We start from the raw sequence: 26,046 nt of genomic DNA, 5'->3' as shown, positions 1-26,046 counted from the left end.
ATTGTACTCAAACAAACTCAATGAAAAAACTTTTTCGACAAATTCATCTGTGGCTGTCAGTCCCTTTTGGACTGATTATCACTCTTATCTGTTTTTCTGGTGCTATGCTGGTATTTGAAGATGAGGTAAACGAACTATGCCACCGTGAACTATACTTTGTGAAAAGAGTAGATACAACTCCGCTTCCTATCAATCAATTGCTTGAAAAAATAGGCACAACACTTCCGGATAGTGTTTCCCTAACAGGTGTTAGTATTTCTTCTGATCCAGAACGAACTTATCAGGTTAGTTTATCCAAACCACGTCGTTCTTCCCTATATGTAGATCAATATACGGGAGAAGTAATGGGGAAAAGTCAGCGTAGCGTTTTTTTTATGTTTATGTTTCGGATGCATCGGTGGCTACTGGATAGTATCAATCCGAACGGAGGCGTATTTGCAGGTAAGCTGATAGTAGGGGTTAGTACGTTACTATTTGTTATTGTGCTTATTTCCGGAGTTGTTATTTGGTGGCCACGTACGCGTAAAGCTCTCAAAAGTAGTTTGAAGATATCTTCTAGTAAAGGTTGGAAAAGATTCTGGTATGATTTGCATATCGCAGGAGGTATGTATGGCTTTATCCTGTTGTTAGCTATGGCACTGACAGGATTAACATGGTCTTTCCCGTGGTATCGGACTGCCTTTTACAAGGTTTTTGGTGCAGAAGTTCAACAACAAGCTAATCATGGAGGACAACAACAGAGTGGATATCCTCAAAAAGGAGATGGTACATTAGCTCAACATGGTAGTAAAAGAACAGAAGAAGGTAGTGAACTTGAGCATGGGCATAGAGGAAAAGAAGTTTCAGAGAAGCGACACAATGGGAATGCCCACTCTAAAAAGCAGCATGATGAATTGCACGAACAAGTGACTCCTTCTGCTTTTGCTTATTGGCAACAAATATACGATGAGTTAAGTCGCCGGAATCCTGAGTATAAAAAAATCACTGTTTCTTCCGGTAGCGCTAATGTCTCTTTCAACCGTTTTGGAAATCAACGTGCTGCCGATCGCTATACCTTTAATAAAGATAATGGTGAGATTACGGAAACGAGTTTGTATCAGTATCAGGACAAGGCTGGAAAAATTCGTGGATGGATTTATTCTGTGCATATCGGTGATTGGGGAGGAATGCTAACCCGAATACTCACTTTTTTGGCTGCATTACTTGGAGCTACATTACCGCTGACCGGCTATTACTTGTGGGCAAGAAGAATAATGAATAAAAAGAAGTGAGTAACTGTCTCTTTGTCTACAACTAGAGAAAAAGAAAGAACATAGAATGAATGATAAAAAAGAACGGTGGACAATCTGTTTTTTTGCAGTTGTCCACCGTTCTCTATATCTTTTTACTTCTCATTTAAATAGAAAGCTCTTTCAATACATTGACAAGATCTCTTTTGATAGGTTTGTCGTTCTTGATAGCTTTACTAAATGGTACATAAACAATCTCATCATGTTCAATGCCGATCATTACGTTACGCTGGTCTTCCATAATAGCATCAATGGCTGCTGCACCTAAACGGCTAGCCAAAATGCGGTCATGTGCCGTAGGGCTTCCACCACGTTGTAAGTGACCTAAAATCGTTACACGTACATCATATTGTGGATACTCATTCTTTACCCGTTCTGCATAGTGCATCGCACCTCCGGTAAGCTCACTTTCTGCCACCAACACGATACTACTATTCTTAGATTTACGGAACCCATTCTTAATAAATTCTTCCAGTTGGTCTACTTCCGTACTGAACTCCGGGATAATTGCAGCTTCTGCACCTGATGCAATTGCACCATTCAATGCAAGAAACCCGGCATCACGCCCCATAACTTCAACAAAGAACAAACGTTCATGTGAAGTTGCTGTATCGCGGATTTTATCTACTGCATCCAATATCGTATTCAAAGCTGTATCGTATCCGATAGTCGTATCTGTGCCGTAAAGGTCGTTGTCAATCGTTCCCGGCAGCCCGATACAAGGAACGTCAAATTCTTGTGCAAAAATACGTGCACCCGTCAGAGAACCGTCACCACCAATGATCACCAAAGCGTCTATTCCTTCTTTTTTCATATTATCGTAAGCAATTTGGCGACCTTCAGGGGTCGTGAACTCTTGGCAACGAGCCGTTTTCAAGATAGTTCCACCAAGTTGGATGATATTACTCACGTTTTGACTTTTAAACTCTTTGATTTCACCTGTAACCAGACCTTTGTACCCTCTGTATATACCTTTAACTTGTAATCCGTTATAGATAGCTGCACGTGTTACCGCACGAATAGCAGCATTCATTCCCGGGGCATCACCACCGGAAGTCAATAAACCTATACACTTAACTGTTCCCATAACAATCTTTTTATTTAGTTTGACCCGACAAAAGTACAATAAAAAGTTGAAAACGGTATTTCAGAACTTCGTTTTCGTATGAAGAAAACATTAAAATAGTTCAAATAGCACTTTTCTTCTTTCTATTTATTCTTTGTTACTGAGTTCCTTATTCTTTTATTAAAGTATGAATGTAACGTGATATTTTTTCCATTAACCATTTTGGAGTGGAAGTTGCCCCACATACTCCGATGGATGTTACATTTGCGACCAAAGAGACATCAATCTCTTCCTCGTTATCAATCAGGTGAGAATTAGGATTGACTTTTAAACATTCTTCAAATAACATTTTTCCATTTGAGCTTTTCTTTCCACTAACGAAAAATATCAGATCATGAGAAGCTGCAAATTCGCGGAGTTTCGGCATTCGGTTTGCAACCTGGCGACAGATCGTATCATAATACTCGAAAGTAGCTTCAGATGAGATATGCTGTTTGATATATTCTACAATTTCCTGAAACTCATCGAGTGACTTCGTTGTTTGTGAAAAAAGGCGGATACTCTTACTGAAATCCAGCTTTCTGACTTCTTCTGCTTTTTCGATGACAATTGCCTGTCCATCGGTTTGTCCTACTAATCCCAACACTTCTGCATGTCCGTTTTTTCCATAAATAACAATTTGCTTTTCTTTTTGATCATCTTCAAGAAACCCTTGTTTGATACGTTTTTGCAGACGTAGAACTACGGGACAAGTTGCGTCAATAATTTCTATATTGTTTTCACGGGCAATCATGTAAGTTTCAGGTGGCTCTCCGTGTGCACGAAGTAGTACTTTAGCATTTCGTAACTGCTTAAATTCATCGTGATTGATAGTGATCAGTCCCATCTCTTTGAGCCGTTCCACTTCTCTGCTATTATGTACAATATCTCCTAGGCAATAAAGCGTTTCGCCTTTGGTTAGTTCTTCTTCTGCTTTATTAATGGCTGTGACCACACCAAAGCAAAAGCCGGACCCTTCGTCGATTTCTACCTTAATCATATACTTAATGAATAAACTATCTTGTGACTTTATTGAATTGCTCAAACAACCATTCCTTTTGTTCTTCGATAGTCAGGTTTGTATTATCCAATAGTAGAGCGTCATCTGCTTTACGTAGCGGACTCACCTCTCGGTGTTGGTCAATATAATCTCGTTGTTTGACATTTTCCAATATATCGTCGAAACTGGCTTCTTGTCCTTTACCTTTCAACTCATCGTAACGGCGTTGTGCGCGAATTTCCGGTGAAGCTGTCACGAAGATTTTTAATTCGGCATCAGGGAAAACAGTTGTACCGATATCCCGTCCATCCATTACAATACCTTTCTCTTTCCCCATAGCTTGTTGTTGGGTCACCATTGCTTTGCGTACAAAGTCGAGGGCACTGATTGGACTAACTTTAGACGAAACTTCCATTGTGCGGATTTGACTTTCTACATTAACTCCATTAAGATAGGTGTCCGGACGTCCTGTCTCCGGGTTCAACTTAAAAGAAATCTGAATATTATGAATATTCAGCTTCAGCTTCTCAGTATCAATATTATTCCCGTTGAAAATCCCATTTTCTATGCTGTATAAACTGACTGCGCGGTACATTGCACCACTGTCAATATAGATATATCCCACTGCTTTAGCAAGGTCTTTTGCCATTGTACTTTTTCCACAAGAGGAAAAGCCGTCGATTGCGATAGTTATTTTTTTCATATCTTGATAAATTCTTCTAATTTAGTTCGCCAAAGATACAGGTTATTTTGAAAAACGATCTTACATTTGCTTATAAAAGCTTTGAAGCGGAACGCCTGAAAATTTAAAAAAGTTAAAAACCCTGATAAAAAGATATATAGAAGGGAATGGTTATCTGAAAATGTACTATATTTGCCCAAAGACACTGATATAGACACTTTTTTTTTAAATCAATTATATTAATTAATTTTATGGAAGTTAAAAAATCACCCAAAGCAGACCTGGAAGGCAAGAAGTCTACATGGCTGCTAATCGGTTACGTGATTGTATTGGCTTTCATGTTCGTAGCGTTCGAATGGACTAAACGTGACGTGAAAATTGATATGACTCAGGCTGTAACTGAAGTTCAATTTGAGGAGGAAATTATGCCTATCACTGAAACTCCACCAGACCCGATTGCTCCGCCACCTGCTGAAGCTCCGAAAGTGGCTGAATTGTTGGAGATTGTAGATGACAACTCGGATGTGGAAGAATCAACCGACATTCTTACCGAAGATAATTTGCCTACTAAGCCAAAAGCTGAAGTGAAATATGTACCAGTGCAAGTTGTCGAAGAAGAACCGGAAGAACAGACTATCTTTGAGGTTGTAGAACAAATGCCGGAATTCCCGGGTGGACAAGCTGCTTTAATGCAGTATTTAGGTAAAAACATTAAGTATCCTACTATTGCACAGGAACAAGGTACTCAAGGTCGTGTTATTGTACAGTTCGTTGTAAATAAAGATGGTAGTATTGTGGATGCATTGGTTATGCGTAGTGTTGATCCATACTTGGATAAGGAAGCCCTCCGTGTGATTAATACCATGCCGAAATGGACACCGGGTAAGCAGCGTGGTAAGCCTGTTCGTGTTAAATATACCGTTCCTGTAACGTTTAGATTGCAGTAATTTGTATCCTATCATAAATAAAGAGGCTGCCGGAAGCAGCCTCTTTTTATTCACTAATCTTTGTTACTACCATGTTTACAGCCTCTCAATTACTTGATAAAATAAATAACTATATTTCAGATATTCAATTTACTCGCAGTCCCAAAGGACTTTATGAACCGGTTGAATATGTTCTTTCCTTGGGTGGAAAACGGATACGTCCCGTGTTGATGTTGATGGCTTATAATCTGTATCGTGAGGATATTTCTTCAATCTATGATCCGGCTACAGGCATTGAAATTTATCATAATTACACATTGCTACATGATGATTTGATGGATTGTGCAGATGTTCGCAGAGGTAAACCTACTGTACACAAAGTCTGGAATGATAATACTGCAATATTATCGGGAGATGCAATGTTGGTGTTGGCTTATCAATATATGTCTGCATCTACACCGATGTATTTAAAAGAGGTGATGGACTTGTTTAGTTTGACTGCACTTGAAATTTGTGAAGGACAGCAGTTAGATATGGAATTTGAATCGAGAAGTGATGTAGCAGAAGGTGAATATATAGAAATGATCCGGTTAAAAACGGCTGTATTACTTGCTGCCAGTCTTAAAATTGGGGCTGTTTTGGCAGGAGCATCTAACGAAGATGCTACAAATCTGTATAATTTTGGTATGCAGATAGGAGTAGCATTTCAATTACAGGATGATTTACTTGATGTATATGGAGATCCGGAAGTATTCGGAAAAAAAATAGGTGGAGATATTCTTTGCAACAAGAAAACATATATGCTGATAAAAGCGTTGGAACGAGCCAATGATAAGCAAAGTGAAGAATTAAATCAGTGGTTGAATGCAGTGACTTATGATCCTGCCGAAAAAATCAATGCTGTAACTGCACTTTATAATGAATTGAATATTCGTGGTGTCTGTGAAAATAAAATGCGCGAATATTATACACTTGCTATGGAAAGCCTGGAAGCAGTTGTGGTTACCGAAGAAAAAAAGAAAGAATTAAAAAACTTGGTAAAGTTACTAATGTATCGTGAAATGTAACTGAGTTAAAGATATGCCTTATAGACGATTACCAAATACGGATCAAGCCAGGGTGCGGGCGCTTAAAGCGGCCGTCGGAAAGGGTGATGTTTATAATGTACGTGATTTAGCTATTACATTGAATACTTTATTTGAAGCTCGTAATTTTTTGCGGAAATTTGAAACTGCTCAGGTTTATTATATGCAATGTTATGAGAATCAGTCGAAGGCAAGTCGAAAACATCAGGCGAATGTAAAAATGGCTCGGTTATATATTTCTCATTTCATTCAAGTACTTAATCTGGCTGTGCTCCGTGATGAAATAAAAGTCGGGCATAAAGATCTGTATGGATTGCCAAGAGTAAATGTTGTACCGGATTTATTTAGTGAGGTGACATTGGTAGAATGGGGACGGAAGGTTATTGAAGGTGAACAACAGCGAATTGCTCAGGGTGGTATACCTATCTATAATCCGACTGTTGCACGTGTAAAAGTACATTATGATATTTTTTTAGATAGTTATGAGCGGCAGAAAGCTTATCAGGCTTTGACTAATCGTAGTTTGGAGCAACTTGCTTCTATGCGCGAGCGTGCAGATGAATTAATTCTTGATATATGGAATCAAGTTGAAACTAAATTTCAAGAAGTAACTCCAAATGAAGACCGAATGGAGAAATGCCGGGATTATGGACTAGTGTATTATTATCGTTCGGGTGAAAAAGTAAAGGTAGAAGAAAACGATTGAATATGTTGATAGATACTCACTCTCATCTTTTTTTAGAAGAATTTTCCAAAGATTTACCACAGGTGATAGAACGTGCTCGTCAAGCTGGAGTTTCGTATATTTTTATGCCTAATATTGATAGTACCACTATTGAATCGATGTTAGCAGTATGTGAAGATTTCCCGGATTTTTGTTTCCCAATGATTGGATTGCATCCAACTTCGGTGAATGAAGCGTATAAGGAAGAATTAGCTATTGTTTATGAACATCTGTCAGCCCCTAATAATTTTATAGCAATAGGAGAAATAGGACTCGATTTATATTGGGACAAAACGTTTTTGAAAGAACAACTTTTGGCTTTTGAGAAGCAGATTGAATGGGCACTTGAATATGATTTGCCAATAGTAATCCATTCTCGAGAGGCTTTTGACTATATATATAAGGTAATGGAACCCTATAAAAATACTGCTTTACGAGGTGTTTTTCATAGTTTTACAGGGACATTGGAGGAAGCTGTGAAATGTTTGGATTTTGAGCAATTCATGATAGGGATTAATGGAGTGGTTACTTTTAAAAAGTCAGTTTTGCCCGAAATCCTGTTGTCATCAGTTCCATTAGAACGCTTGGTACTTGAAACAGATTCTCCTTATCTAACACCTGTTCCGAATCGTGGAAAGCGAAATGAAAGTGCGAATATAAAAGATACTTTTTCGAAGGTGGCGGAAATCTATCAAGTGAGTTTGGAGCGCGTTTCACAGGTCACTTCAGAAAACGCATTAAAAGTGTTTGGAATCTCCAAATAAGCTTCGAAAGGTTTTAAATTATATTAATTTGCAGTATTTATTCAAGATAAAAAAGGGATAATGCTTTATGAAAAGAAAAAAAAGGATACATTTGTAGCTGAAATTTTGAAAAAACTGTAGGGAGAGATGCTCGAGTGGTTGAAGAGGCACGCCTGGAAAGCGTGTATACGCCAAAAGTGTATCGGGGGTTCGAATCCCCCTCTCTCCGCAGGATGAAAAAGGACATGAAGTAAATACAATAAATAATAATTAATTAATTAATCTTAAAAATTAGACACACAATGAAAAAGTTATTTGCAATTGTTGCTGTGATTGGGGCCTTAGCGTTTGGCTCAACTCAACTTGCTCAGGCTCAAGATGCTCCTGCAGCAGAACAAACTGAACAACAGGCTGCACCGGCTGTTGCTCCGGCTGCTACTCAGGCTCCTGCTCCTGCTCCAGAAGAAACTGGTATTCACAAAGAAATTAAAATTAAATTCATTGAAGGTACTGCATCATTCATGAGTTTGGTTGCTATTGCTTTGGTTATCGGTTTGGCTTTCTGTATCGAACGTATTATTTACCTGAGTTTGGCTGAAATCAACACTAAGAAATTTATGGCATCTATCGAAGCTGCTTTAGAAAAAGGTGACGTTGAAGCTGCTAAAGACATCGCACGTAATACCAGAGGTCCGGTTGCTTCTATCTACTATCAAGGTTTGATGAGAATCGATCAAGGTATTGATGTTGTTGAAAAGTCTGTAGTATCTTATGGTGGTGTACAAGCCGGTTACCTTGAAAAAGGATGTTCTTGGATCACACTGTTTATCGCAATGGCTCCATCACTCGGATTCTTGGGTACTGTAATCGGTATGGTGCAGGCATTTGATAAGATTCAACAAGTAGGTGATATCTCTCCGACAGTTGTAGCAGGTGGTATGAAAGTTGCCTTGATTACAACAATCTTCGGTTTGATCGTTGCTTTGATTCTTCAGGTATTCTATAACTATATTCTTTCTAAAATTGAGGCTCTTACAAGTGAAATGGAAGATTCTTCTATCTCTTTGCTTGATATGGTAATCAAATATAATCTGAAATACAAAAAATAATTCGAGATGAGTAAACTTACATATAAAGCATCGTATTATGCATTGTATGCGATGTTTGCCATTATCCTGATCGTTATGGTGCTGTTCTTCTTAGGAGGAAGTGCAACGGGCGATTCAGCGATTCCGGGAATTGATCCCGAAATGTGGCAGCCGGCTCAAACAGATGCTTTACTATATTTGATGTATGTCTTGTTTGGGGTAGCTATTGCAACGACGATTGTTGCAGCAATATTCCAATTTGGTGCAGCTTTGAAAGATAATCCGACCAATGCTGTCAGGTCTTTACTTGGCTTGATTCTTTTGGTTGTAATTTTGTTCATAGCTTGGGCTATAGGAGATGGAACTCCGATGTATATCCGCGGTTATGACGGTGCAGATAACGTTCCTTTCTGGCTGAAGATAACTGATATGTTCCTTTATTCTATTTACATTCTGTTGTTTGTAACAGTAGTTGCAATCATTGTGAGTGGTATAAGGAAAAAAATATCATAATCAATTGGGGAAACTCAATTTAAAAAGTAATTAAAATGGCTAGAGGAAAAAGAAAAGTTCCTGATATTAACTCCAGTTCTACGGCGGATATAGCTTTCTTATTGCTTATCTTCTTCTTGATTACAACATCAATGGATACGGACCAAGGTTTAGCAAGACTTTTGCCGCCTCCACCTGAAAAACAAGAGGATAATACCAATAAGATTAAAGAACGCAATATTCTTCAAGTATATCTAAATAAAGATGATGCTTTGATGTGTGGAAGTGATTATATTGGTATTGATGAATTGAGAGCTAGAGCCAAAGAATTTATTGCCAATGTTAATAATGATGCAAATAAACCGGAGAAGACACAAAAAAATGTGGATTTCCTAGGTACGACACTTATTAATGATAAGCATGTAATTTCTTTGCAGAATGACCGTGGTACTTCATATCAGGCATATATTAGTGTGCAGAATGAATTAGTTGCTGCATACAACGAGTTGAGAGATGAATTAGCTAAAGAAAAATGGCAGAGACCATATGCGGATTTGAACGAAAAAGAACAAAAAGCTATTCGTGAAGTTTATCCACAGAGAATTTCTGAGGCAGAACCTAAAAAACACGGAGAAAACAGAAGATAAGTAATGGGAAAATTTAATAAGACTGGTAAACGTGAAATGCCGGCATTGAATACTTCTTCGTTGCCTGACCTTATCTTTACCTTGTTGTTCTTCTTTATGATTGTAACAACAATGCGTGAAGTTACTTTAAAGGTTAAGATTGACCTCCCTAAGGGAACTGAACTCGAGAAGTTGGAGAAGAAGTCGCTGGTAACATTCATCTATGTAGGTGAACCTACTGATGAATACCGTGGAAAAATGGGTACGGAAAGTCGTATTCAGTTGAATGACGCTTATGCTGAAATTGGACAGATAGGAGATTTTATTTTTCAAGAACGTTCGAGCATGAGTGAGGGCGATCAAGGGAAGATGACTGTATCTTTGAAGGTAGACCAAGGCACTAAGATGGGTATTGTTACTGATGTGAAAAATGCACTTAGACAAGCTTATGCATTAAAGATTAACTATTCTTCCAATAAACGTGATAAGAAATAATTAGTTAATTTTGATATATAAAAGAAAGGGTATCCACTAAATGGTTACCCCTTTCTTTTTTCTAACCGTTATTTAAATTTTGGTTTTATAATGAAGCAAGTAGAAAACTTAATGAATTGTATTACTTCTTTTAGTTCTCTGTCTAGATATTCTCAATGATTACATTCAAATATCTCAATGTCTTTTCAAAAGCATTCCGAAGATAATAGGCTGATTCCTCCTAGGAATTCAAACATTTCAATCTTTTTTCAAAACACCGTACGCGTTTCTCTTTTTCTCTTAACGTTTTACTCCGTAAACTTCGGTATAGAGTTTGTCTTTTACTTCTTCGAAATCTTTTCTGCAATCTAGTGCACCATGTACCATAAGATACATTGGCAGAAAACTATCTCCTGGTTTATATGGAGGTTGGTGATAATCTTTTTCCCATAATGTAAAACCTTGACGTTGGTAGAAATTAATACGGCGCTTAGCCATTTCTTCTACCGGTCGTTCAACTTCTAAGACGATAGGAAGCTTTAAATAATTGCATAAAAACTCTAATGTACGCTTGCCATAACCTCCATTTCGTAGTGCGGGATTAGTTGCAAAATGTTCTACATAATAGAAATGTTCGAAATCCCAGTAAGTGATGAAGCCGATAGGCAGTTCATCATCAAAGATAATATTATTATGAAAGTTACCTATTCGGTCAGTATATTCACGTAATTCTTCCAGTTGGCGATACTCCTCGGGCGGAAATGAATCTATCAGGAGTTCTTCCATGAATTTGTAATGTTGAATGTCTGATGTACTAATCGGTTGAAGTCTGATCATAAGTCTTGATGTTGAGTTAGACAATAATATTGTTTTTTTAAATTCTCTGTATTTATATCACAATTAAGGAACATAAAAGTCAATCATGCGGCTTATAGCACGTTGGCAGACAGGACAAAATTCCGGATGTTCATTTGTTTTCATTCGACAATTGAAGGCTGGACGATAAATACCTTTGGCAGAATACCCACCTCCTTCGTAAACTCCTACCGAATACTTTTCTTTTTGAGAAACAGGTGTTGGGATTGGAGTATTGGAAGTGAGCATATCTTTCCATTTAGATGAAAAGTCTATAAGGGTAGTAATGTTCTGTTCCCATGGTTCTATATTAGAAGGATAGGTATCTGTCATGACATCATCTTCATAGAAATATTCGTCTGCCAATCCTCCGAAACTATGTCCGAATTCATGGACTACAACCGGCTTAAACATGGGATGATGTGCAGTAGTCAGCGTATATGAATTGTAGATACCTCCTCCACCATATACATCTGTATTGGCAAGAATGATGACGTGTTCATACGGAATGCCTGCCAATGCATTATGAATTGATTTCACCCGGCTAGTAGTTAAATAGCGATCCGAATAGAAAGTGTCAAAGTGAGACTGAACTGCTGTTTGTTTCCATTGATTTTCACGAGGAACGCTAACGCCGCTATCTATGGATGGACTGGCTACTGCTATAATATTAAACTTGTTTTTCTTTGAGCGGAATGGATCGTGAGAAAATATGCTTTCACAGGCTTTTTGCGCATCCTGATAAAAGATATCCATTTCTTTTTCAGTGTATCCTTCGGCGAGGATCGCAACATCTATACAATCTTTCTCATTACCACTTTGGAGTAAATATTGGTGTGGAGTAACGTGTGAGGTTCCTCTTTTATGAATCAGTATGTCATCGGGACGGACAATATGCTTGAAGCTCGTCATTACTTCTTTACGTGGATTAAATAAAGTAATTTCAACTTCTACCGGTTGCTTGGGGTAGGGAAGAAGGAAGCTATTTTCAAATCCTTTGGTGGTATGTTTTGCTTCATCAGTTGATAGCCATTCTTGAAATAAAGAAGAGAAGGAGGTTTTATAGATACATTGTTTGGTAGACAGATCTTTCACGATAATTTGGCCGTTGCCTTCTAAAGGAATTTCTGATAAATGGTGGCGACGTCCTGCCCAGGTTGGTAGCTCTGACAACTCGTCCAAAACAATGGCTTGCTGATTAACATCTCCGGTAAAGATATAATCTACCCGAAGTGTTTTATCTAGGAAGTGATCGGAAAAATTTTGTGCATAGCTTCCTGTTATTACTAACAAGGAGAGAAGTATACAGTAAAAATGTTTCATATAAATGGTATATTTATGTTTTTGACAAAGGTACAAACTATTGATGACTTATCCGATATTTGGAAATAAAAGTAATAATTTATAGTATTTGTTGTCGGAAAATCGCTAACTTTGCATAAAAGATTCACTAATTAAAACAATTTGATTCAACATGGGACATCATCAATTGGATGCTTTAGATGAGCAGATTCTGAAACTGATTGCAGCAAATGCACGTATTCCTTTCTTGGAGGTGGCGAGAGCATGTGATGTTTCTGGTGCAGCGATTCACCAACGCATTCAGAAATTGACTAACTTAGGAATACTGAAGGGATCAGAATATGTTATTGATCCCGAGAAAATAGGATATGAAACTTGTGCTTATATTGGTATATATCTGAAAGACCCTGAATCATTTGATTCGGTTACAAAGGCATTGAAAGCTATTCCTGAGGTGGTAGAGTGTCATTTCACTACTGGTAAATATGATATGTTTATCAAGATTTATGCCAAGAATAACCATCATTTGCTAAGTATCATTCATGATAAATTGCAACCTTTGGGATTGGCACGTACTGAAACGTTAATCTCCTTCCATGAAGCCATTAAACGGCAAATGCCGATTATGGTGGATGTAGATGAAGATTAATTGTAGACTTTATTTTACTTCCTAACGTAATCGACGAAAGCATACGCGCAGAGATGTTTCTCATCCACAGGATGAGCTTCTCTGCTTTTTTCATGCCATATTGTTGGCAATACTTCGGGGAAGAAAGCATCTGCTTGTGGAGCAATACTGTCTATTTCCGTCAGACAAAGCTCATCGGCTACAGCAAGTGCCTGATTATAGATACTTGCTCCTCCTATGATATATACTTGCTCATTTTCGCGGCAATTGTTCAACGCTGATTCGAGAGATGTGAAGACCTCTGCTCCTTCGCATTGCAGATTAGGATTGGAGGATAATACAATGTTTCTTCGGTTAGGAAGTGCACCTTTAGGAAGTGATTCAAAGGTCTTTCGTCCCATGATAATCGTATTTCCTGTGGTCAATGCCTTAAAACGTTTCAAGTCGTTCGGTAACCAGAATAATAGTTTGTTCTCAAAACCGATTGCCATATGGCGATCTACAGCGGCAATAATTGATATTTTACTCATAATTTATATAGCTACTGCCCCGGCAATATGCGGGTGCGGATCATAGTTTACCAATTCGAAATCTTCAAACTTAAAATCAAAGATGTTTTTCACATCAGGATTTATCTTCATTTGCGGTAACGAACGTGGTTCACGGGTTAATTGCAGTTTAACTTGTTCCAAGTGATTCTGGTAAATATGCGAATCTCCGAGTGTATGAACGAAGTCTCCCGCTTTAAGTCCGGTAACTTGTGCCATCATCTGCAATAATAATGCGTAGGAGGCAATATTGAAAGGAACACCGAGGAATATGTCAGCACTACGTTGGTAAAGCTGCAAACTCAGTCGTCCGTCGGCTACATAAAACTGAAAAAAAGCATGGCAGGGGGGTAGGTTCATGTTTTTCAAGTCGGCCACATTCCAGGCACTTACTATAATTCGTCGTGAATCCGGATTGTGTTTGATTGTTTCTACTGCTTCGCTGATTTGGTCAATGAATCCACCATTGTAATCAGGCCATGAACGCCATTGATATCCGTAAATATGACCTAGGTCTCCGTTCTCATCTGCCCATTCGTTCCAGATACGTACGCCGTGTTCCTGCAGATATTTCACATTTGTATCTCCTTGCAGAAACCAAAGTAGCTCGTAGATGATTGATTTTAGATGCAATTTTTTGGTGGTCAGACATGGAAAACCTTCGTCGAGGTTAAAACGCATTTGATGACCGAATACGCTGATTGTTCCTGTGCCGGTACGGTCACTTTTTTCAGTACCTTCAGTCAGTACACGGTTGAGTAGGTCTAAATATTGTTTCATTATCCTATGGTTCTACAATTTTCTCTTTTGTGCAAAGGTAGACAAAAACTCTTATTCGGCTATGGAAAGAGAAGATGAATTTCATAAGAATGGAGTGAATAGGTTTGCAAACCATCCTACGAATTTCTTCCAGGGAGAACGTTGCTTCCAAAACTCAGGAGTAAGTTTGGTGCAATGCTCAATGTCTTCTTGGAACATATCATTTAGTTCTTCGGTGATTTTTTGATCAAAGATGAAAGCATTGGTTTCATAGTCGTATCTCAAGCTGCGGCTATTTAAGTTGGCAGTGCCAACTGTACAAAACAGATCGTCTACCATCATGATTTTAGAGTGATGGAATCCACCATTATACATATATACAGTTGCTCCTCTTTTCATTAATCTGTGTAGTTTATACAATGCCGCATCAGGGGTGAAGGGAATGTCGGAAGCGGATGATACCATAATAGTGACATCCACACCCCGGTCAATCGTATTTTGCAATGCTTTTTTGATGGAAGAAGTCGGGACGAAATAAGGATTGACGATGTGTACATTCTTTTGTGCTGAGTAAATGGACATGGCATAAGCATGGCTCAACATACGACTGTTTTTCTTCGGAGTGCGATCTACGATAGCAATCATAATATCAGTGCTGTCAGTTACTTCTTTATGTTCCGGGAAGTATGCTTCTCCGCCAATGTTTTGTTTTGTCTCTTTGTTCCAGATAGTAAGAAAGATTTCCTGAAGATCGTTTACTGCATCTCCTTCGATACGCATATGCATATCCCGCCAAGTTCCGATTTTAGGAAGTCCGTTGATATAGTAATCGGCTATGTTCATTCCTCCTGTATAGGCAACTTTTCCATCAATCACGGCAATCTTTCGATGATCTCGGTGTGCTGCATGGTTAATATACGGGAAAGTAAAGGGATCGAATTTTACAATTTCTATTCCTTGTTGGCGAATTTTTTTAAGATGTTTCTTTTTTAATGGTTTATTGTTCGACCAGTTTCCAAAAGCATCGAACATAGCTCGTACTTCAACTCCTTCTTTAACCTTTTCGGCTAACAGGTTGAATAAAGCATTGGCTATAGAGTCATTTCGGAAATTGAAATATTCCAGATGGATGTGATGCTTTGCCTCTCGAATGGCTTCAAATAAGTCGATAAATTTCTCGTGCCCACTTTTCAGCAGTTTCACTTTATTATTGTCGGATATCGGGATACCTGATTCTGAAAAGAAACGCAGAACTAGGGAGTCGCTTGTCATATTGACGGAGTCCCTGTGTTGTATCTTTAGGCTATCGACAATGTCTGCCTGTGCATGAAGCAAAGATAAGAACAGAAATAAAATAAATATGTGTAACTTCAAAACTCTCTTTTCTCTTTTAGTTTACAAAGAAACAAAGATACTATATCTATGTTTGGGGCTACTTGAAGTAAAGGTCTTTTTTATCTTATTTTAACGAATAACTTTATATCTGTAACCACTCACGTATGCTAACTATTGTCATTTTGTACATAACAAAAAATTTACTCTCTCATTATACAAGGAGATGAAATGCTTCGACAAGCTCAGTATGACAGATGCTCCTGATTTTCAAAGAACAATTTATCTGAGTAGTTACTTGCATATATGGCATTCCTAGTCACTTGATACTGAAAAGATGATAACTTATCAATAAGATATTTTTTGTTAGGCGAGCGAACAAACTTTCTTCATCCCCATAAATAATAATACGATAGCGGTAATAATGAGTGATTTAGGGTCGAGAGTGACTACTTCATGGCTGATCATGTTGGTGAATACATCCTGTAAAGTTCTCCAGGTAGCTTCAAGACCTCCTAACGATACAAAAAGTACAATGCCTAAGATCATCATACAACTTGTCCATATATGCACCAAACGTTTGTTTCGATCAGGTAAGTGGTGCATGACGCGACGGCTGAATTCATTGTCAGCTATTTCCTGCTTGTTTTCTGAGAAGAAATCCTGCAAGAGTTTATCATTATCAATTTCTGCCATACCCATTTTGTTTTAAGTAAATAGCTAATTTCTCTTTTCCACGCGAAAGGTGACTTTTTACAGTTCCTGCCGGTATTCCCATAATACCTGCTATCTTGTCAATACTTATATCTTCCATAAAGAATAGCGTAATGCAAGTGCGTTCCACTGCTTTGAGTACTTTAAGTGATCGATAAATATCCATTTTCTGACCTATATTTTCTTGTTCGGTACAGTTCATAGCATCTATCTCTCGGGTTTCCAGATCTGCAGTCTCTTTCCGGCTGCGAATATAATCATAAAATACATTATAAGCAATACGATATAGCCATGTAGAGAAATTTGATAAATTTCGGAATGATGCGAGGTTTGTATAAGCTTTGATGAATGTATCTTGTGCTAAATCGTCGCTCAACTCTCTATCACCACAAGTTAGATGCAAGAAAAAGCGCCTTATGGGCGATTGATATTTTTGCACTAACTGGTCGAAGGCTTTGGTGTTTTTCAACACCAAAACTTGCGCTACCAGTGATAGATCATTGAGCTGACTCATTGTTTATGTTATTCTTAATGTTATTTTCTTCAGTAATATTGTTCTTTGGACTGTCTACTTCCGGATTCTCCGTTTGAATATCGCTTTGATTATTGTTGTTGCTGTTTTTATCTGTTTCTTCTATGATAATGTCTTTTTTTATTATTTGGTGAGAAACGTTTTTTTGTTCCTTTTGTTGTTTATAACCGATCAGCCATTTTCCAATTCCCATGAACATAACCAGTAATCCGATTGCTCCAATAGAGAATTCGCCGGTGATAGCCCAAAGAAAGACAAAAAGTCCAATGCCTGTGAAGGTGTTTTTTATGCCTGTGGCACATGGGTCGGACGGCTTGTTTTCATTGATGAGATTTTCAGGAATAGGTACCCCTGCAGCAATAGCTTGTTCTACGAGATGATAACGGGATTTTCTGTTTTTGTATCGGAAAAAGAATATGATGAATAAAACAAATACAGGAAGGCCGAATACTGCTATAATACTAATAATGGCAACTATTATTCCTTTCTCAAGAGCATCTTGGGTGGTGGATACAAGAGTGTTGGTAATTGTATCAATTCCGGCATTTGCTGTATTGATATTAGAAGAGTCTGCGTCAGCATCGGCTGCACCTATTACGGTTACAGCAGTATTGACGGTATCCGTATTAGCAATTACAGTACTGTTTTGTTGAGCGTTGGTCAAAGAGAAAAGAGTCAGTATGACCACTAAAGAAATTAGAATTCGTTTCATATTATAATGTTTTAAAGAGTTTCTTTGATCGTTAGACGTAGTTAGTATTATGGAAAGTTGCAAAGAGACGAAATATTTTTGATATTTGCAGAGATTAACAACTGAAACATGAATTTACCTGCTTCTTTTATCGATTATACTCGTGCTCTGCTAGGCAATGAAGAATATGAAATGTTTGCTGATTCGCTGCAACAGGAATCACCTGTCAGCATCCGTTTGAACAATGTGAAATGGAAAATGGATAGTGAGAAATCGCTATTAAATAAAGTTCTGTGGGCTTCCGAGGGATATTATCTTGATGAACGTTTGACTTTTACGTTTGATCCTTTATTCCATGCCGGATGTTACTACGTGCAGGAGGCATCTTCCATGTTTGTAGAACAGGTAATTCGTCAATATGTCAAAGAGCCGGTAATCATGTTGGACCTTTGTGCTGCACCCGGGGGAAAATCTACTCATGCCCGTAGTGTACTACCCCAAGGTAGTCTGTTAGTTGCCAATGAAGTGATTCGGAACCGTTCGCAGATTCTGGCGGAGAATCTGACGAAGTGGGGTAATCCGGATGTTGTTGTAACCAATAATGATCCGGCTGATTTTCAAAAGCTACCTTCATTTTTTGATGTTATCCTGGCTGATGTCCCTTGTTCCGGTGAAGGAATGTTTCGGAAAGATCCGGTAGCTGTTGAGGAATGGAGTCCGGAGAATGTCGAGATATGTTGGCAACGCCAACGCCGTATCATCGGAGATATATGGTCTTGTTTGAAACCGGGTGGTATATTAGTTTATAGTACTTGTACTTACAATACGAAAGAAGACGAAGAAAATGTATGTTGGATTCGGGAAGAATTGGGAGCAGAGCTGTTGTCTTTAAATATTCGGGAAGAATGGAATATTACTAGTAATCTGTTGAACGAGGATCATATGCCTGTATATCATTTTTTACCTCATAAAACAAAAGGGGAAGGTTTCTTTTTAGCTGCGTTACGCAAGCCGATAACAGAAAGTGAAGTGGATGTTGATTATATCACTGTAACGGGAAAGAACTCAAAAAAGAAAGAAAAAAAAGGGGGGGCTTCTGCTTCTCTTGTCTCTAAAGAGAATCTGGTTATGGCCAATGGTTGGCTAAATGAAGGGGTTTCTGATACCTACCTATTATTAGCGGAAGGAAATGAGATTCAGGTATTTCCCCGTTTGTTTGCTGACGAGCTGGTGGCTATGAAGCAATCCTTGCGAGTGATTCAGGCTGGAGTTCGTATAGGGGAAGTGAAGGGTAAAGATTTGATTCCGGCTCATGCTTTGGCGATGAGTACTTCCATCTTTCGGCAAGAGGCTTTCACTACAGAGGAAATAACTTACCAACAAGCCATCGCATATTTGCGGAAAGAGGCCATAACCTTACCGGTGACAGCTTTTCGCGGTTATATTCTTCTTACTTACAGAAACGTTCCTTTGGGATTCGTGAAAAATATCGGCAATCGTGCCAATAATCTTTATCCTCAGGAGTGGCGTATTCGTAGCGGATATTTGCCGGAAGAGGTGAAGACGCTATAGTCCCTTGGCAGTATTTTTCTTTCTGACAGATGAAATTTGTCTGTCTATTAGAAGATTTTATCAGCTATTATAGGAATAGTTTGTGCCATCGTATTGGCAGAGTTGTGCCAATAGGGTAGCACAGTTGTGTCAGTGGGATGGCATAGTTGTGCCAATGAGGTGGCACAATTATAGGCTATAATAAGCCCTGGAAAGTCTTATATTAGATGCTGACAGGTGTATTAAAGAACTTCAATGGGTGTAAGTATATCGTCAGAATTAGTTTATACAATTAATTTTAGAAGGCACGGATTGTGCGGATTTCACGGCTTTCATTAATCAAAAAACGTGCCTTCCGTATAATTCGTGCCTTTATAAAGTTGTTTGCAGGGATATTTAAGTAATTGTTTAATATATCTTGAAAAGGAATCATCAGCTTGTTGTTGAAGGATTTCCTCCTGCAATATACTCTAAAAAAGAGATTCTTTTTCCTTGCGGTCATCTGAATAACAGAAAGATGATCTTGCATTATATATACTTATTTACACTTATTTAGACCCCGTGCGGCTCTTTTAAAATTTGGTGGTAAATTTTTTATCTCTTTATTTCCAAGTTGATAATTATTCCTTTTTGCTTGCTTTGATAAGAAAAAACAGGCATCAATTGAGTTAGATAAATGAGCGAAGAAAAACTTACCACCAAATATGAACAAGAACCTCTCGTACTTATTATAATTTGCTTTTGTAAATCCGTGCCATAGCTTTCTGATATTGATTCTCTAACTGAAGATAATTCAGATGGCTTTGATAAAGCACTGAGACTTCAACAAAATACTCAATCATGCTGATTTGACCTCCGGTTAATGCTTCTTTCAAGAGTTCAAGGTCTTGTTGTGACTGGAAGGTCTTTTGGTATTCTTCCATTGAAGAATGGAGCGTTTGAGCTTCCCGATAGAGTTGTGTCAATTCCGATTCTACCTGAAGAGTGGCATTCTGTTTTTGCAAATCAATATTTAATGCTTGGGCCTTGGCTACTTTTACTTTATTCCGGTTTTCAAAAAGTGGGAAGGAAAAACCTACAACTACCCCGTTGAAAGGAGTTCCTGTTTCCGTATTCCGACGATATCCTAATTCCAATTTGGGTAACCACTGAGATCTATTGACTGAAATCTGTTTACGGGCTACCAAGCTTTCATTACCGAGTGCCAATAGAGTGCGGTCTCCAGCTATGACTTCCGATTTGAGTATTTGATAATCAGCGGGAAGAGGTGTTGCCGGATACTGTGTTTCTTCAAAGACGACAGGAGTGTTACCATTCAATGCATTTAGTTCTTGTAATTTGTTACGCAGGGTAGTCTCATTTAAAGATGTTTCCGTACGGACATTCAGTAATTCCAGATTGATCTTATTTGTTTCAATAGCATTGGCATCTCCTGTTTGCAGACGTTTGGCATACATTTCGGATAAACCTTTTGCATTACGAAGTCGTTCTTCCAGAATTTGTTTTTGCTGGCGTAACATGATGATGTCCAGACAAATCTCTTTGGCCTGCAACAACATCTCTTGGCGGAAAACATCCGCTTGACTGTCGAAGGCTCCTGATTTGAGACGGTTCAGCTTATTACGGGTTACGTAAAGACTTGGAAAATCGAAGCTTTGTGAGATTACAAGTTCGCCAATTGTTTCGGTTTTATCTTTGGCTCCCCATAGGTGAGCATATGACAGTGTGGGATCGGCTAAATTGTTTGCTGTTTTAGCTTCCAGTTTTTGCGAAGCGATCAGTTGTGCGTTAGCCTGTAACCCTTTATTGTTGGTTTCAATAGTACGCAATACCTGATCGATTCCATTTTGAGCTTGTACTCCGCCCGTTAAGGCGAGAAGTACAGAGCTTATGATAATGATTCGTTTCATATTTTTCTTTTTATTAATTCGTTCTATTTTCTTTTCGGTGCATCATCAGATAAACAATCGGAACAATGAATCCGTTCAGGAAAGTAGAGGTTAATAATCCACCCAGAATTACTTTAGCCATCGGACTTTGAATCTCATTACCCGGAAGATCGCCTCCCAATGCTAATGGAATTAAAGCTAAAGCAGAAGATAATGCCGTCATCAGAATAGGATTCAAACGGTCAAGTGAACCCTGGATCACACTATCGTATACACCCAGACCTTCTTCTTTTTGCAGATGGTTGTAGTGGCTGATGAGTAGCATACCATTACGAGTAGCAATACCGAACAGGGAGATAAATCCGATGATAGCAGGGATACTTACTTCTCCTGTAGTAATAAGTAGTGCGAATACACCGCCGATCAATGCAAGCGGTAAGTTTAGTAAGATTACTCCGGATTCCTTGACGCTGCGGAACTCGTGGTAGAGTAACAAGAATATCACTACAATGCTGATAAAGGAAGTCAATGCCAACGTCCGGCTTGCAGCTTGTTCGCTCTCAAACTGACCGCCATATTCGATGTGGTATCCTTCAGGTAGTTTAATGGAAGTATCTATCTGTTGCTGAATGTCATTCACTACACTGCGGAGGTCACGGTCGGCAACATTGGCAGAAATCACAATTTTCCGTTTCACATTTTCACGGTTAATAGTATTCGGTCCCATTGCAGATACTACATCGGCTACATAGTTTAAAGGAACTTTGCGTCCGTCATTAGTATCTATCATCAGGTTACGAATCTTCTCCATTTCGTCGCGCGCATCATCTTTTACTTTTACGATAAGGTCGAAGCTCTTCCCCTGTTCGTATACTTGAGAGATTACTTTTCCGGCGAGTGCTACATTTACGTATTCTGAAAACTCGGGCAATGTGATACCATATTTTGCCAAAATCTCCCGTTTAGGCTGAATCTTCAACTGAGGACGTTCTATCTGTTGTTCTACATTAAGGTCGGCAATGCCGGGAATATCACTGATTGTGCTTTTAATCTGATTACCGAGTGAGAACATTTTGTTCAGATCGTCGCCAAACAGTTTAATGGCAATATTTGCTTTTGTTCCGGACAACATTGCGTCGATACGGTGGCTAATCGGCTGTCCGATTTCGATATTCGCTCCGGTCAGTGTATTTAGTTTCTCTCGTACTTCGGCAACCAATTCGCTTCTTGAACGGTCTTTTAATTCAAATGGTGCTTCGATTTCCGATACGTTTACTCCAAGTGCGTGTTCGTCCAGTTCGGCACGTCCCGTTTTACGGGCAACCGTCTGAATTTCAGGTATACTTAGCAGTAATTCTTCGGCACGATGTCCCATCTTGTTGCTTTCTTCCAGAGAAATACCTGGCAGAGAACTGATATTGATGGTCAATGAACCTTCATTGAAAGAAGGAAGGAAACTGCGTCCGAGCGTGAAGAACAACCCCAAAGCAACCAGGAAGAGGGCAATGGTACTACCTAACGTAATTCGTTTGTGTTTCAGTACCCATGTTAATGCTTTTTCATAGACACCTTTCATCCAACGTGCTACAAAGGATTCCTTCATTTCGTTGTTTGTCTTTTTATTGCCTAGCAGATACGAACAAAGTACCGGAGTCAATGTCAAGGCTACCACTGTAGAAGCAAATAATGCTACAATGAAGGCGATACCCAGTGGAACTAACATACGACCCTCCATACCGCTGAGGAAGAATAACGGAACAAAACTTACTACAATAATAAGTGTCGAGTTCAGAATAGGCATACGTACCTCTTTGGAAGCATTAAATACGACTTCAAGCGTACTAAGTCGTTCAGCTTCCGGCTTCAACCGATTCTCCCTTAAGCGTTTGTATACGTTTTCCACATCGACAATGGCATCGTCTACCAGTGAGCCGATTGCAATAGCCATACCTCCCAAGCTCATCGTATTGATGGTCATTCCCATAAAATGTAATGTCAGTATGGAGACGAGAAGAGAGAGTGGCAGTGTTACCAATGAAATAAGAGTAGTACGTACATTTGCCAGAAATAAGAACAATACGATAACAACAAAGATACCACCTTCATAAAGCGATTTCTTCACGTTTCCTATGGAACTCTCGATGAAACGGCTTTGGCGGAATATATCGGTTGATACTTTAACATCAGGTGGCAGGTTCTTTTGTAGATCCTTCAATGAAGTTTCCAGTTTATCTGTCAGCTCCAGTGTGCTGGTGGCAGGTTGCTTGGTAACTGTCATTAGTACAGCAGTTTTCCCACGTTCCGAAGCTGTTCCCAGTTTCGGGGCTTTCGGACCAATAACAACATTGGCAATATCTTCTAAAGTAACGGGAAAACTGTTTACTGTTTTCACCACGGCTTTTCCTAATTGCTCAATTTGGGTGGTTGAAAGTACTCCACGTACAATATATTCATTACCGAATTCATAGAGCACTCCACCATTGGCGTTCAGATTCATATCCTGAGTTACGGTCATCACTTCACCCATGGAAATGCCGTAGTGCCGCATCCGTTCAGGGTCAAGTTGTATCTGATATTCTTTGATGTCTCCACCTAATACAGCTACCTGTGCTACACCTCCTGTAGATAGTAGTCTCGGACGGATAGTCCAATCGGCAATCGTACGTAGATCGAGCATCGAAGTTGAATCGGCGGTCAGACCGACAATGAGCATTTCTCCTAAAATAGAAGATTGCGGGCCAAGTGTTGGTTTACCTACATTGACCGGGAGTGATTCACTCACTACGGCCAGTTTTTCGCTTACAATCTGGCGTGCCAGATAAATATCTGTTCCCCAGTCAAATTCTACCCATACCACGGAAAAACCATTCGTAGAAGATGAGCGTACGCGGCGTACTCCGGTAGCTCCGTTTACTGCTGTTTCAACAGGGAAAGTAACAAGTTGTTCCACCTCCTCGGCTGCCATGCCATTGGCTTCGGTCATGATGACTACCGTTGGTGCATTGAGGTCGGGGAATACGTCTACTTCCGTATTCATGGCGGTATATGTTCCTGCGATTAGCAGAAGGATAGCCGCACAGAGCACAACCAAACGATTGTGAAGGGAGTAATGTATTATTTTATTTAGCATATTATATGAACCTCACCTTACTCTTTTTAAAAGAAGGGAAAGGATTATTTTATTAATTAATGGTTATGATTTAATTTCACATTGATTTGTTGAATCAAATACAATTACTCTTAATGCTCGTGGCTGTGGGCCGGTATAGCATTACTTGCACTTGCCAGTCGTACTTGATAAGCACCTTCAGTCACTACGCGGTCGCCCGCTTTCAATCCGGTCAGTACTTGTACACTTTTTCCATTGTCAGCTCCTATGGTAACTTCCTGTTTTTTATAGCCTTCTTCATCCAATTGTAGATATACATAGAATATTCCTTGTTCTTCGGTCAGAGCTGTGCGGGGAATAGAAATTACATTCTCTATCGGAGAAGAAAGCAGATATACTTCAATAAATGCTCCGGGAATGATATCTCCTTTGTTGTCAAATTCGAAGGTTACGGGGACATAAAATGAATTGTCTCCTGAGGCCTTACCAAACGACAGCAGTTTGCCGCCCAATTGTTGCAACTCATATACCTGATTATTATAAGGAGTCTGGAAATTGGCAGATGTAATGGTGTGCAAATACGGATAGTATCTTTCTGACACTTCGGCACGAAGGAAAAGACGACGGTTTTGTGTAACACTTACCAAAGGCTGTCCGATCGTTACGTAATCGCCTTCTTTCACTAAAACGCTTTTTACATATCCCGAAATAGGCGAAGGAATATTCTGACCACCTGCCGAATGGTTCTTGGCTAGTGCTTCATAACTGATACGGGCATTTTCATAATTTTGTTCGGCTTGTGCAAACTCTTTGTCTGATACAATTTTGTTTTTGATAAGTGCCTTCATACGTTCGTATTCTTTTTTGGATACTTCGTATGCGATACGTGCACGCTGAACAGGATCACCATCTGCTATATTGTTGGAAGAGATGGTAACTAATGCATTTCCTTTTCCGATAGCCATTCCTTCAGTTACTTTACCACGGAAAGAAACTACTCCGGCAACGGTTGCTACTGCAACAGATTCGTCTCCTTGTGCTGCTAGTACCTGTCCGCTGGTTTTAATAACTTGTTGGAAAGGAGCCGGTTCGATGATGTTTGATTTTACACCTGCTGCTTCTGCTTTTGCTTTCGGAAGAATGATTTCGTCACCGTGTCCTTCGGCTGCTTCACTTTGGGGCTTTTCATCAGTTGCTTCGCCGTGGTTATGTTCACCGCTACATTCACCTTCATGATCATGCTTTTCTGTTTCGTGGTCATGTCCTTCTGTTTCATGGTTATGTGTAGTGGCTTCGTGGTCATGTCCTTCATGTCCTTTACTATTGCATGAACCCAGGGTAATTAAACCCAAGATTCCTATAAAAATAAGATTCTTCATAAATGTTGTTTTCCTACTAAATTCTGTTTTTGTTTTTCGCAAAGATAATTCAAAGGGGTATGCAACTTGATTGCATACATTAGATTATGCAAAAACAGAGTAGGGAGGGGCGCGAAGTGAGAAGGCACGAGGGATATTCGTACCGTGCAAAGAATCCCGGTAATCAAAGTAGTTCTTGACTCGTTTCTCCAACGGTCGCAGTAAATGTTCGATAATGTCATCCGTGAACAAGGTGGCTATGAGGATATAATCCGGGCCACTATGAATGTGTGAGGATGGAGTTGGAGACTGGAAATGCGTCATACATTCGCTATGACAGCAAGAATCGTTTTCCGGGTGATGATGGTGATGCATGGGACATTGTTGCTCTATCGGCAGGTCTTGCTTCATGCAAATCATTCCATCAGGATGATGATGATGGGGAAAAACGGCTGCTACCAACATGATAATGTTGATAAAGAACAGTAACGTTATTATAAGTTTCTTCTTCCCTTTCATCTTGTAATTTAAGACTTTACTTATA

26 protein-coding genes and 1 tRNA gene are annotated in these 26,046 nt (G+C 39.1%); 12 read left to right on the top strand and 15 right to left on the bottom strand.

The genetic code is table 11. The features are described from left to right. Positions 1 to 20 precede the first annotated feature (20 nt). Complete coding sequence (locus PHO71_RS11230; RefSeq protein ID WP_300203217.1) at positions 21 to 1,271, top strand: PepSY domain-containing protein; 1,251 nt, start codon at positions 21 to 23, stop codon at positions 1,269 to 1,271. Between the two features lie 124 nt (positions 1,272 to 1,395). On the opposite strand, the gene pfkA is transcribed toward PHO71_RS11230, so the two are convergent. From pfkA to cmk, 3 genes are all read right to left on the bottom strand, one after another. Beyond that, positions 1,396 to 2,376 (bottom strand): 6-phosphofructokinase, encoded by a 981-nt coding sequence (pfkA, locus tag PHO71_RS11225; protein WP_300203215.1) that lies wholly within the window; start codon positions 2,374 to 2,376, stop codon positions 1,396 to 1,398. Between the two features lie 148 nt (positions 2,377 to 2,524). Beyond that, positions 2,525 to 3,394, bottom strand: coding sequence for a 4-hydroxy-3-methylbut-2-enyl diphosphate reductase (locus PHO71_RS11220; RefSeq protein WP_300203212.1), 870 nt, complete (start codon positions 3,392 to 3,394; stop codon positions 2,525 to 2,527). A gap of 16 nt (positions 3,395 to 3,410) precedes the next feature. Beyond that, positions 3,411 to 4,097, bottom strand: coding sequence for a (d)CMP kinase (cmk, locus tag PHO71_RS11215; RefSeq protein ID WP_300203210.1), 687 nt, complete (start codon positions 4,095 to 4,097; stop codon positions 3,411 to 3,413). A 230-nt stretch (positions 4,098 to 4,327) separates the two neighbouring features. Here cmk and PHO71_RS11210 point away from each other — a divergent pair, with 230 nt between their 5' ends. From PHO71_RS11210 to PHO71_RS11170, 9 genes are all read left to right on the top strand, one after another. Then, positions 4,328 to 5,023, top strand: coding sequence for an energy transducer TonB (locus tag PHO71_RS11210; RefSeq protein ID WP_300203208.1), 696 nt, complete (start codon positions 4,328 to 4,330; stop codon positions 5,021 to 5,023). Positions 5,024 to 5,094: 71 nt separating this feature from the next. Further along, positions 5,095 to 6,069, top strand: coding sequence for a polyprenyl synthetase family protein (locus PHO71_RS11205; RefSeq protein WP_300203206.1), 975 nt, complete (start codon positions 5,095 to 5,097; stop codon positions 6,067 to 6,069). A gap of 13 nt (positions 6,070 to 6,082) precedes the next feature. Next, positions 6,083 to 6,793 (top strand): hypothetical protein, encoded by a 711-nt coding sequence (locus PHO71_RS11200; protein ID WP_300203204.1) that lies wholly within the window; start codon positions 6,083 to 6,085, stop codon positions 6,791 to 6,793. Positions 6,794 to 6,795: 2 nt separating this feature from the next. Beyond that, positions 6,796 to 7,575 (top strand): TatD family hydrolase, encoded by a 780-nt coding sequence (locus tag PHO71_RS11195; protein WP_300203202.1) that lies wholly within the window; start codon positions 6,796 to 6,798, stop codon positions 7,573 to 7,575. A gap of 120 nt (positions 7,576 to 7,695) precedes the next feature. Next, positions 7,696 to 7,783: transfer RNA gene (locus PHO71_RS11190), tRNA-Ser, on the top strand. A gap of 73 nt (positions 7,784 to 7,856) precedes the next feature. Further along, positions 7,857 to 8,663 carry a MotA/TolQ/ExbB proton channel family protein gene (locus PHO71_RS11185; RefSeq protein ID WP_300203199.1) on the top strand — a complete coding sequence of 269 codons (807 nt, stop codon included), beginning with the start codon at positions 7,857 to 7,859 and terminating at the stop codon, positions 8,661 to 8,663. A gap of 6 nt (positions 8,664 to 8,669) precedes the next feature. Beyond that, the gene (locus PHO71_RS11180) at positions 8,670 to 9,155 is read left to right on the top strand and encodes a hypothetical protein (RefSeq protein WP_300203196.1); all 486 of its coding nucleotides are present in this window, start codon (positions 8,670 to 8,672) and stop codon (positions 9,153 to 9,155) included. 35 nt (positions 9,156 to 9,190) lie between these two features. Beyond that, positions 9,191 to 9,781: a biopolymer transporter ExbD gene (locus tag PHO71_RS11175; protein ID WP_300203193.1), complete on the top strand. Its 591-nt coding sequence runs from the start codon at positions 9,191 to 9,193 to the stop codon at positions 9,779 to 9,781. A 3-nt stretch (positions 9,782 to 9,784) separates the two neighbouring features. After that, complete coding sequence (locus tag PHO71_RS11170) at positions 9,785 to 10,255, top strand: biopolymer transporter ExbD (RefSeq protein WP_300203191.1); 471 nt, start codon at positions 9,785 to 9,787, stop codon at positions 10,253 to 10,255. Positions 10,256 to 10,534: 279 nt separating this feature from the next. Here PHO71_RS11170 and PHO71_RS11165 read toward each other — a convergent pair whose 3' ends face one another. Together PHO71_RS11165 and PHO71_RS11160 are read right to left on the bottom strand one after the other, a co-directional pair. After that, positions 10,535 to 11,071: a GNAT family N-acetyltransferase gene (locus PHO71_RS11165; RefSeq protein ID WP_300203188.1), complete on the bottom strand. Its 537-nt coding sequence runs from the start codon at positions 11,069 to 11,071 to the stop codon at positions 10,535 to 10,537. A 63-nt stretch (positions 11,072 to 11,134) separates the two neighbouring features. Beyond that, positions 11,135 to 12,412, bottom strand: coding sequence for an IgA Peptidase M64 (locus tag PHO71_RS11160; RefSeq protein WP_300203185.1), 1,278 nt, complete (start codon positions 12,410 to 12,412; stop codon positions 11,135 to 11,137). A gap of 151 nt (positions 12,413 to 12,563) precedes the next feature. Between PHO71_RS11160 and PHO71_RS11155 the strand changes: the two genes are divergently transcribed. Next, the gene (locus tag PHO71_RS11155; RefSeq protein ID WP_300203183.1) at positions 12,564 to 13,040 is read left to right on the top strand and encodes an Lrp/AsnC ligand binding domain-containing protein; all 477 of its coding nucleotides are present in this window, start codon (positions 12,564 to 12,566) and stop codon (positions 13,038 to 13,040) included. Positions 13,041 to 13,054: 14 nt separating this feature from the next. Here the strand turns inward: PHO71_RS11155 and PHO71_RS11150 are convergent, their stop codons facing one another. The 6 genes from PHO71_RS11150 to PHO71_RS11125 all read right to left on the bottom strand — a co-directional run bounded on the left by PHO71_RS11150 (position 13,055) and on the right by PHO71_RS11125 (position 17,616). After that, positions 13,055 to 13,549 (bottom strand): dihydrofolate reductase, encoded by a 495-nt coding sequence (locus PHO71_RS11150; RefSeq protein ID WP_300203180.1) that lies wholly within the window; start codon positions 13,547 to 13,549, stop codon positions 13,055 to 13,057. Between the two features lie 3 nt (positions 13,550 to 13,552). After that, positions 13,553 to 14,347 carry a thymidylate synthase gene (locus PHO71_RS11145; protein ID WP_300203177.1) on the bottom strand — a complete coding sequence of 265 codons (795 nt, stop codon included), beginning with the start codon at positions 14,345 to 14,347 and terminating at the stop codon, positions 13,553 to 13,555. An 81-nt stretch (positions 14,348 to 14,428) separates the two neighbouring features. Continuing rightward, positions 14,429 to 15,700: a cardiolipin synthase gene (gene cls / locus PHO71_RS11140; protein ID WP_300203174.1), complete on the bottom strand. Its 1,272-nt coding sequence runs from the start codon at positions 15,698 to 15,700 to the stop codon at positions 14,429 to 14,431. A 324-nt stretch (positions 15,701 to 16,024) separates the two neighbouring features. Further along, the gene (locus tag PHO71_RS11135) at positions 16,025 to 16,354 is read right to left on the bottom strand and encodes a DUF5056 domain-containing protein (protein ID WP_300203172.1); all 330 of its coding nucleotides are present in this window, start codon (positions 16,352 to 16,354) and stop codon (positions 16,025 to 16,027) included. Continuing rightward, the gene (locus tag PHO71_RS11130) at positions 16,341 to 16,886 is read right to left on the bottom strand and encodes a sigma-70 family RNA polymerase sigma factor (RefSeq protein ID WP_300203170.1); all 546 of its coding nucleotides are present in this window, start codon (positions 16,884 to 16,886) and stop codon (positions 16,341 to 16,343) included. The genes PHO71_RS11135 and PHO71_RS11130 overlap by 14 nt, the downstream gene beginning before the upstream one ends. Further along, on the bottom strand, positions 16,870 to 17,616 hold the full coding sequence (locus PHO71_RS11125; protein WP_300203167.1) for a DUF6249 domain-containing protein: 747 nt from the start codon (positions 17,614 to 17,616) through the stop codon (positions 16,870 to 16,872). Before PHO71_RS11125 ends, PHO71_RS11130 begins: the two co-directional genes overlap by 17 nt. A 108-nt stretch (positions 17,617 to 17,724) precedes the next feature. Between PHO71_RS11125 and PHO71_RS11120 the strand changes: the two genes are divergently transcribed. Next, the gene (locus PHO71_RS11120; RefSeq protein WP_300203164.1) at positions 17,725 to 19,167 is read left to right on the top strand and encodes an rRNA cytosine-C5-methyltransferase; all 1,443 of its coding nucleotides are present in this window, start codon (positions 17,725 to 17,727) and stop codon (positions 19,165 to 19,167) included. A gap of 707 nt (positions 19,168 to 19,874) precedes the next feature. Here PHO71_RS11120 and PHO71_RS11115 read toward each other — a convergent pair. The 4 genes from PHO71_RS11115 to PHO71_RS11100 form a co-directional block, all read right to left on the bottom strand. Further along, positions 19,875 to 21,056: a TolC family protein gene (locus PHO71_RS11115; protein ID WP_300203162.1), complete on the bottom strand. Its 1,182-nt coding sequence runs from the start codon at positions 21,054 to 21,056 to the stop codon at positions 19,875 to 19,877. 13 nt (positions 21,057 to 21,069) lie between these two features. Next, the gene (locus tag PHO71_RS11110; RefSeq protein ID WP_300203159.1) at positions 21,070 to 24,165 is read right to left on the bottom strand and encodes an efflux RND transporter permease subunit; all 3,096 of its coding nucleotides are present in this window, start codon (positions 24,163 to 24,165) and stop codon (positions 21,070 to 21,072) included. Between the two features lie 110 nt (positions 24,166 to 24,275). Continuing rightward, entirely contained in the window at positions 24,276 to 25,523 is a 1,248-nt protein-coding gene (locus PHO71_RS11105) for an efflux RND transporter periplasmic adaptor subunit (RefSeq protein ID WP_300203151.1), read from the bottom strand. 84 nt (positions 25,524 to 25,607) lie between these two features. Further along, positions 25,608 to 26,021 carry a DUF6769 family protein gene (locus PHO71_RS11100; protein ID WP_300203229.1) on the bottom strand — a complete coding sequence of 138 codons (414 nt, stop codon included), beginning with the start codon at positions 26,019 to 26,021 and terminating at the stop codon, positions 25,608 to 25,610. Between the last annotated feature and the right edge of the window lie 25 nt (positions 26,022 to 26,046).

Source organism: Bacteroides sp., from assembly GCF_028690125.1.
Lineage (GTDB): Bacteria > Bacteroidota > Bacteroidia > Bacteroidales > Bacteroidaceae > Bacteroides.
This window is presented reverse-complemented; position numbering and strand designations above follow the sequence as displayed.

Coding starts and splice junctions, on each gene's coding strand:
- PHO71_RS11230 (WP_300203217.1), top strand. CDS start 21: ATGAAAAAACTTTTTCGACAAATTCATCTGTGGCTGTCAGTCCCTTTT.
- pfkA (WP_300203215.1), bottom strand. CDS start 2,376: ATGGGAACAGTTAAGTGTATAGGTTTATTGACTTCCGGTGGTGATGCC.
- PHO71_RS11220 (WP_300203212.1), bottom strand. CDS start 3,394: ATGATTAAGGTAGAAATCGACGAAGGGTCCGGCTTTTGCTTTGGTGTG.
- cmk (WP_300203210.1), bottom strand. CDS start 4,097: ATGAAAAAAATAACTATCGCAATCGACGGCTTTTCCTCTTGTGGAAAA.
- PHO71_RS11210 (WP_300203208.1), top strand. CDS start 4,328: ATGGAAGTTAAAAAATCACCCAAAGCAGACCTGGAAGGCAAGAAGTCT.
- PHO71_RS11205 (WP_300203206.1), top strand. CDS start 5,095: ATGTTTACAGCCTCTCAATTACTTGATAAAATAAATAACTATATTTCA.
- PHO71_RS11200 (WP_300203204.1), top strand. CDS start 6,083: ATGCCTTATAGACGATTACCAAATACGGATCAAGCCAGGGTGCGGGCG.
- PHO71_RS11195 (WP_300203202.1), top strand. CDS start 6,796: ATGTTGATAGATACTCACTCTCATCTTTTTTTAGAAGAATTTTCCAAA.
- PHO71_RS11185 (WP_300203199.1), top strand. CDS start 7,857: ATGAAAAAGTTATTTGCAATTGTTGCTGTGATTGGGGCCTTAGCGTTT.
- PHO71_RS11180 (WP_300203196.1), top strand. CDS start 8,670: ATGAGTAAACTTACATATAAAGCATCGTATTATGCATTGTATGCGATG.
- PHO71_RS11175 (WP_300203193.1), top strand. CDS start 9,191: ATGGCTAGAGGAAAAAGAAAAGTTCCTGATATTAACTCCAGTTCTACG.
- PHO71_RS11170 (WP_300203191.1), top strand. CDS start 9,785: ATGGGAAAATTTAATAAGACTGGTAAACGTGAAATGCCGGCATTGAAT.
- PHO71_RS11165 (WP_300203188.1), bottom strand. CDS start 11,071: ATGATCAGACTTCAACCGATTAGTACATCAGACATTCAACATTACAAA.
- PHO71_RS11160 (WP_300203185.1), bottom strand. CDS start 12,412: ATGAAACATTTTTACTGTATACTTCTCTCCTTGTTAGTAATAACAGGA.
- PHO71_RS11155 (WP_300203183.1), top strand. CDS start 12,564: ATGGGACATCATCAATTGGATGCTTTAGATGAGCAGATTCTGAAACTG.
- PHO71_RS11150 (WP_300203180.1), bottom strand. CDS start 13,549: ATGAGTAAAATATCAATTATTGCCGCTGTAGATCGCCATATGGCAATC.
- PHO71_RS11145 (WP_300203177.1), bottom strand. CDS start 14,347: ATGAAACAATATTTAGACCTACTCAACCGTGTACTGACTGAAGGTACT.
- PHO71_RS11135 (WP_300203172.1), bottom strand. CDS start 16,354: ATGGCAGAAATTGATAATGATAAACTCTTGCAGGATTTCTTCTCAGAA.
- PHO71_RS11130 (WP_300203170.1), bottom strand. CDS start 16,886: ATGAGTCAGCTCAATGATCTATCACTGGTAGCGCAAGTTTTGGTGTTG.
- PHO71_RS11125 (WP_300203167.1), bottom strand. CDS start 17,616: ATGAAACGAATTCTAATTTCTTTAGTGGTCATACTGACTCTTTTCTCT.
- PHO71_RS11120 (WP_300203164.1), top strand. CDS start 17,725: ATGAATTTACCTGCTTCTTTTATCGATTATACTCGTGCTCTGCTAGGC.
- PHO71_RS11115 (WP_300203162.1), bottom strand. CDS start 21,056: ATGAAACGAATCATTATCATAAGCTCTGTACTTCTCGCCTTAACGGGC.
- PHO71_RS11110 (WP_300203159.1), bottom strand. CDS start 24,165: ATGCTAAATAAAATAATACATTACTCCCTTCACAATCGTTTGGTTGTG.
- PHO71_RS11105 (WP_300203151.1), bottom strand. CDS start 25,523: ATGAAGAATCTTATTTTTATAGGAATCTTGGGTTTAATTACCCTGGGT.
- PHO71_RS11100 (WP_300203229.1), bottom strand. CDS start 26,021: ATGAAAGGGAAGAAGAAACTTATAATAACGTTACTGTTCTTTATCAAC.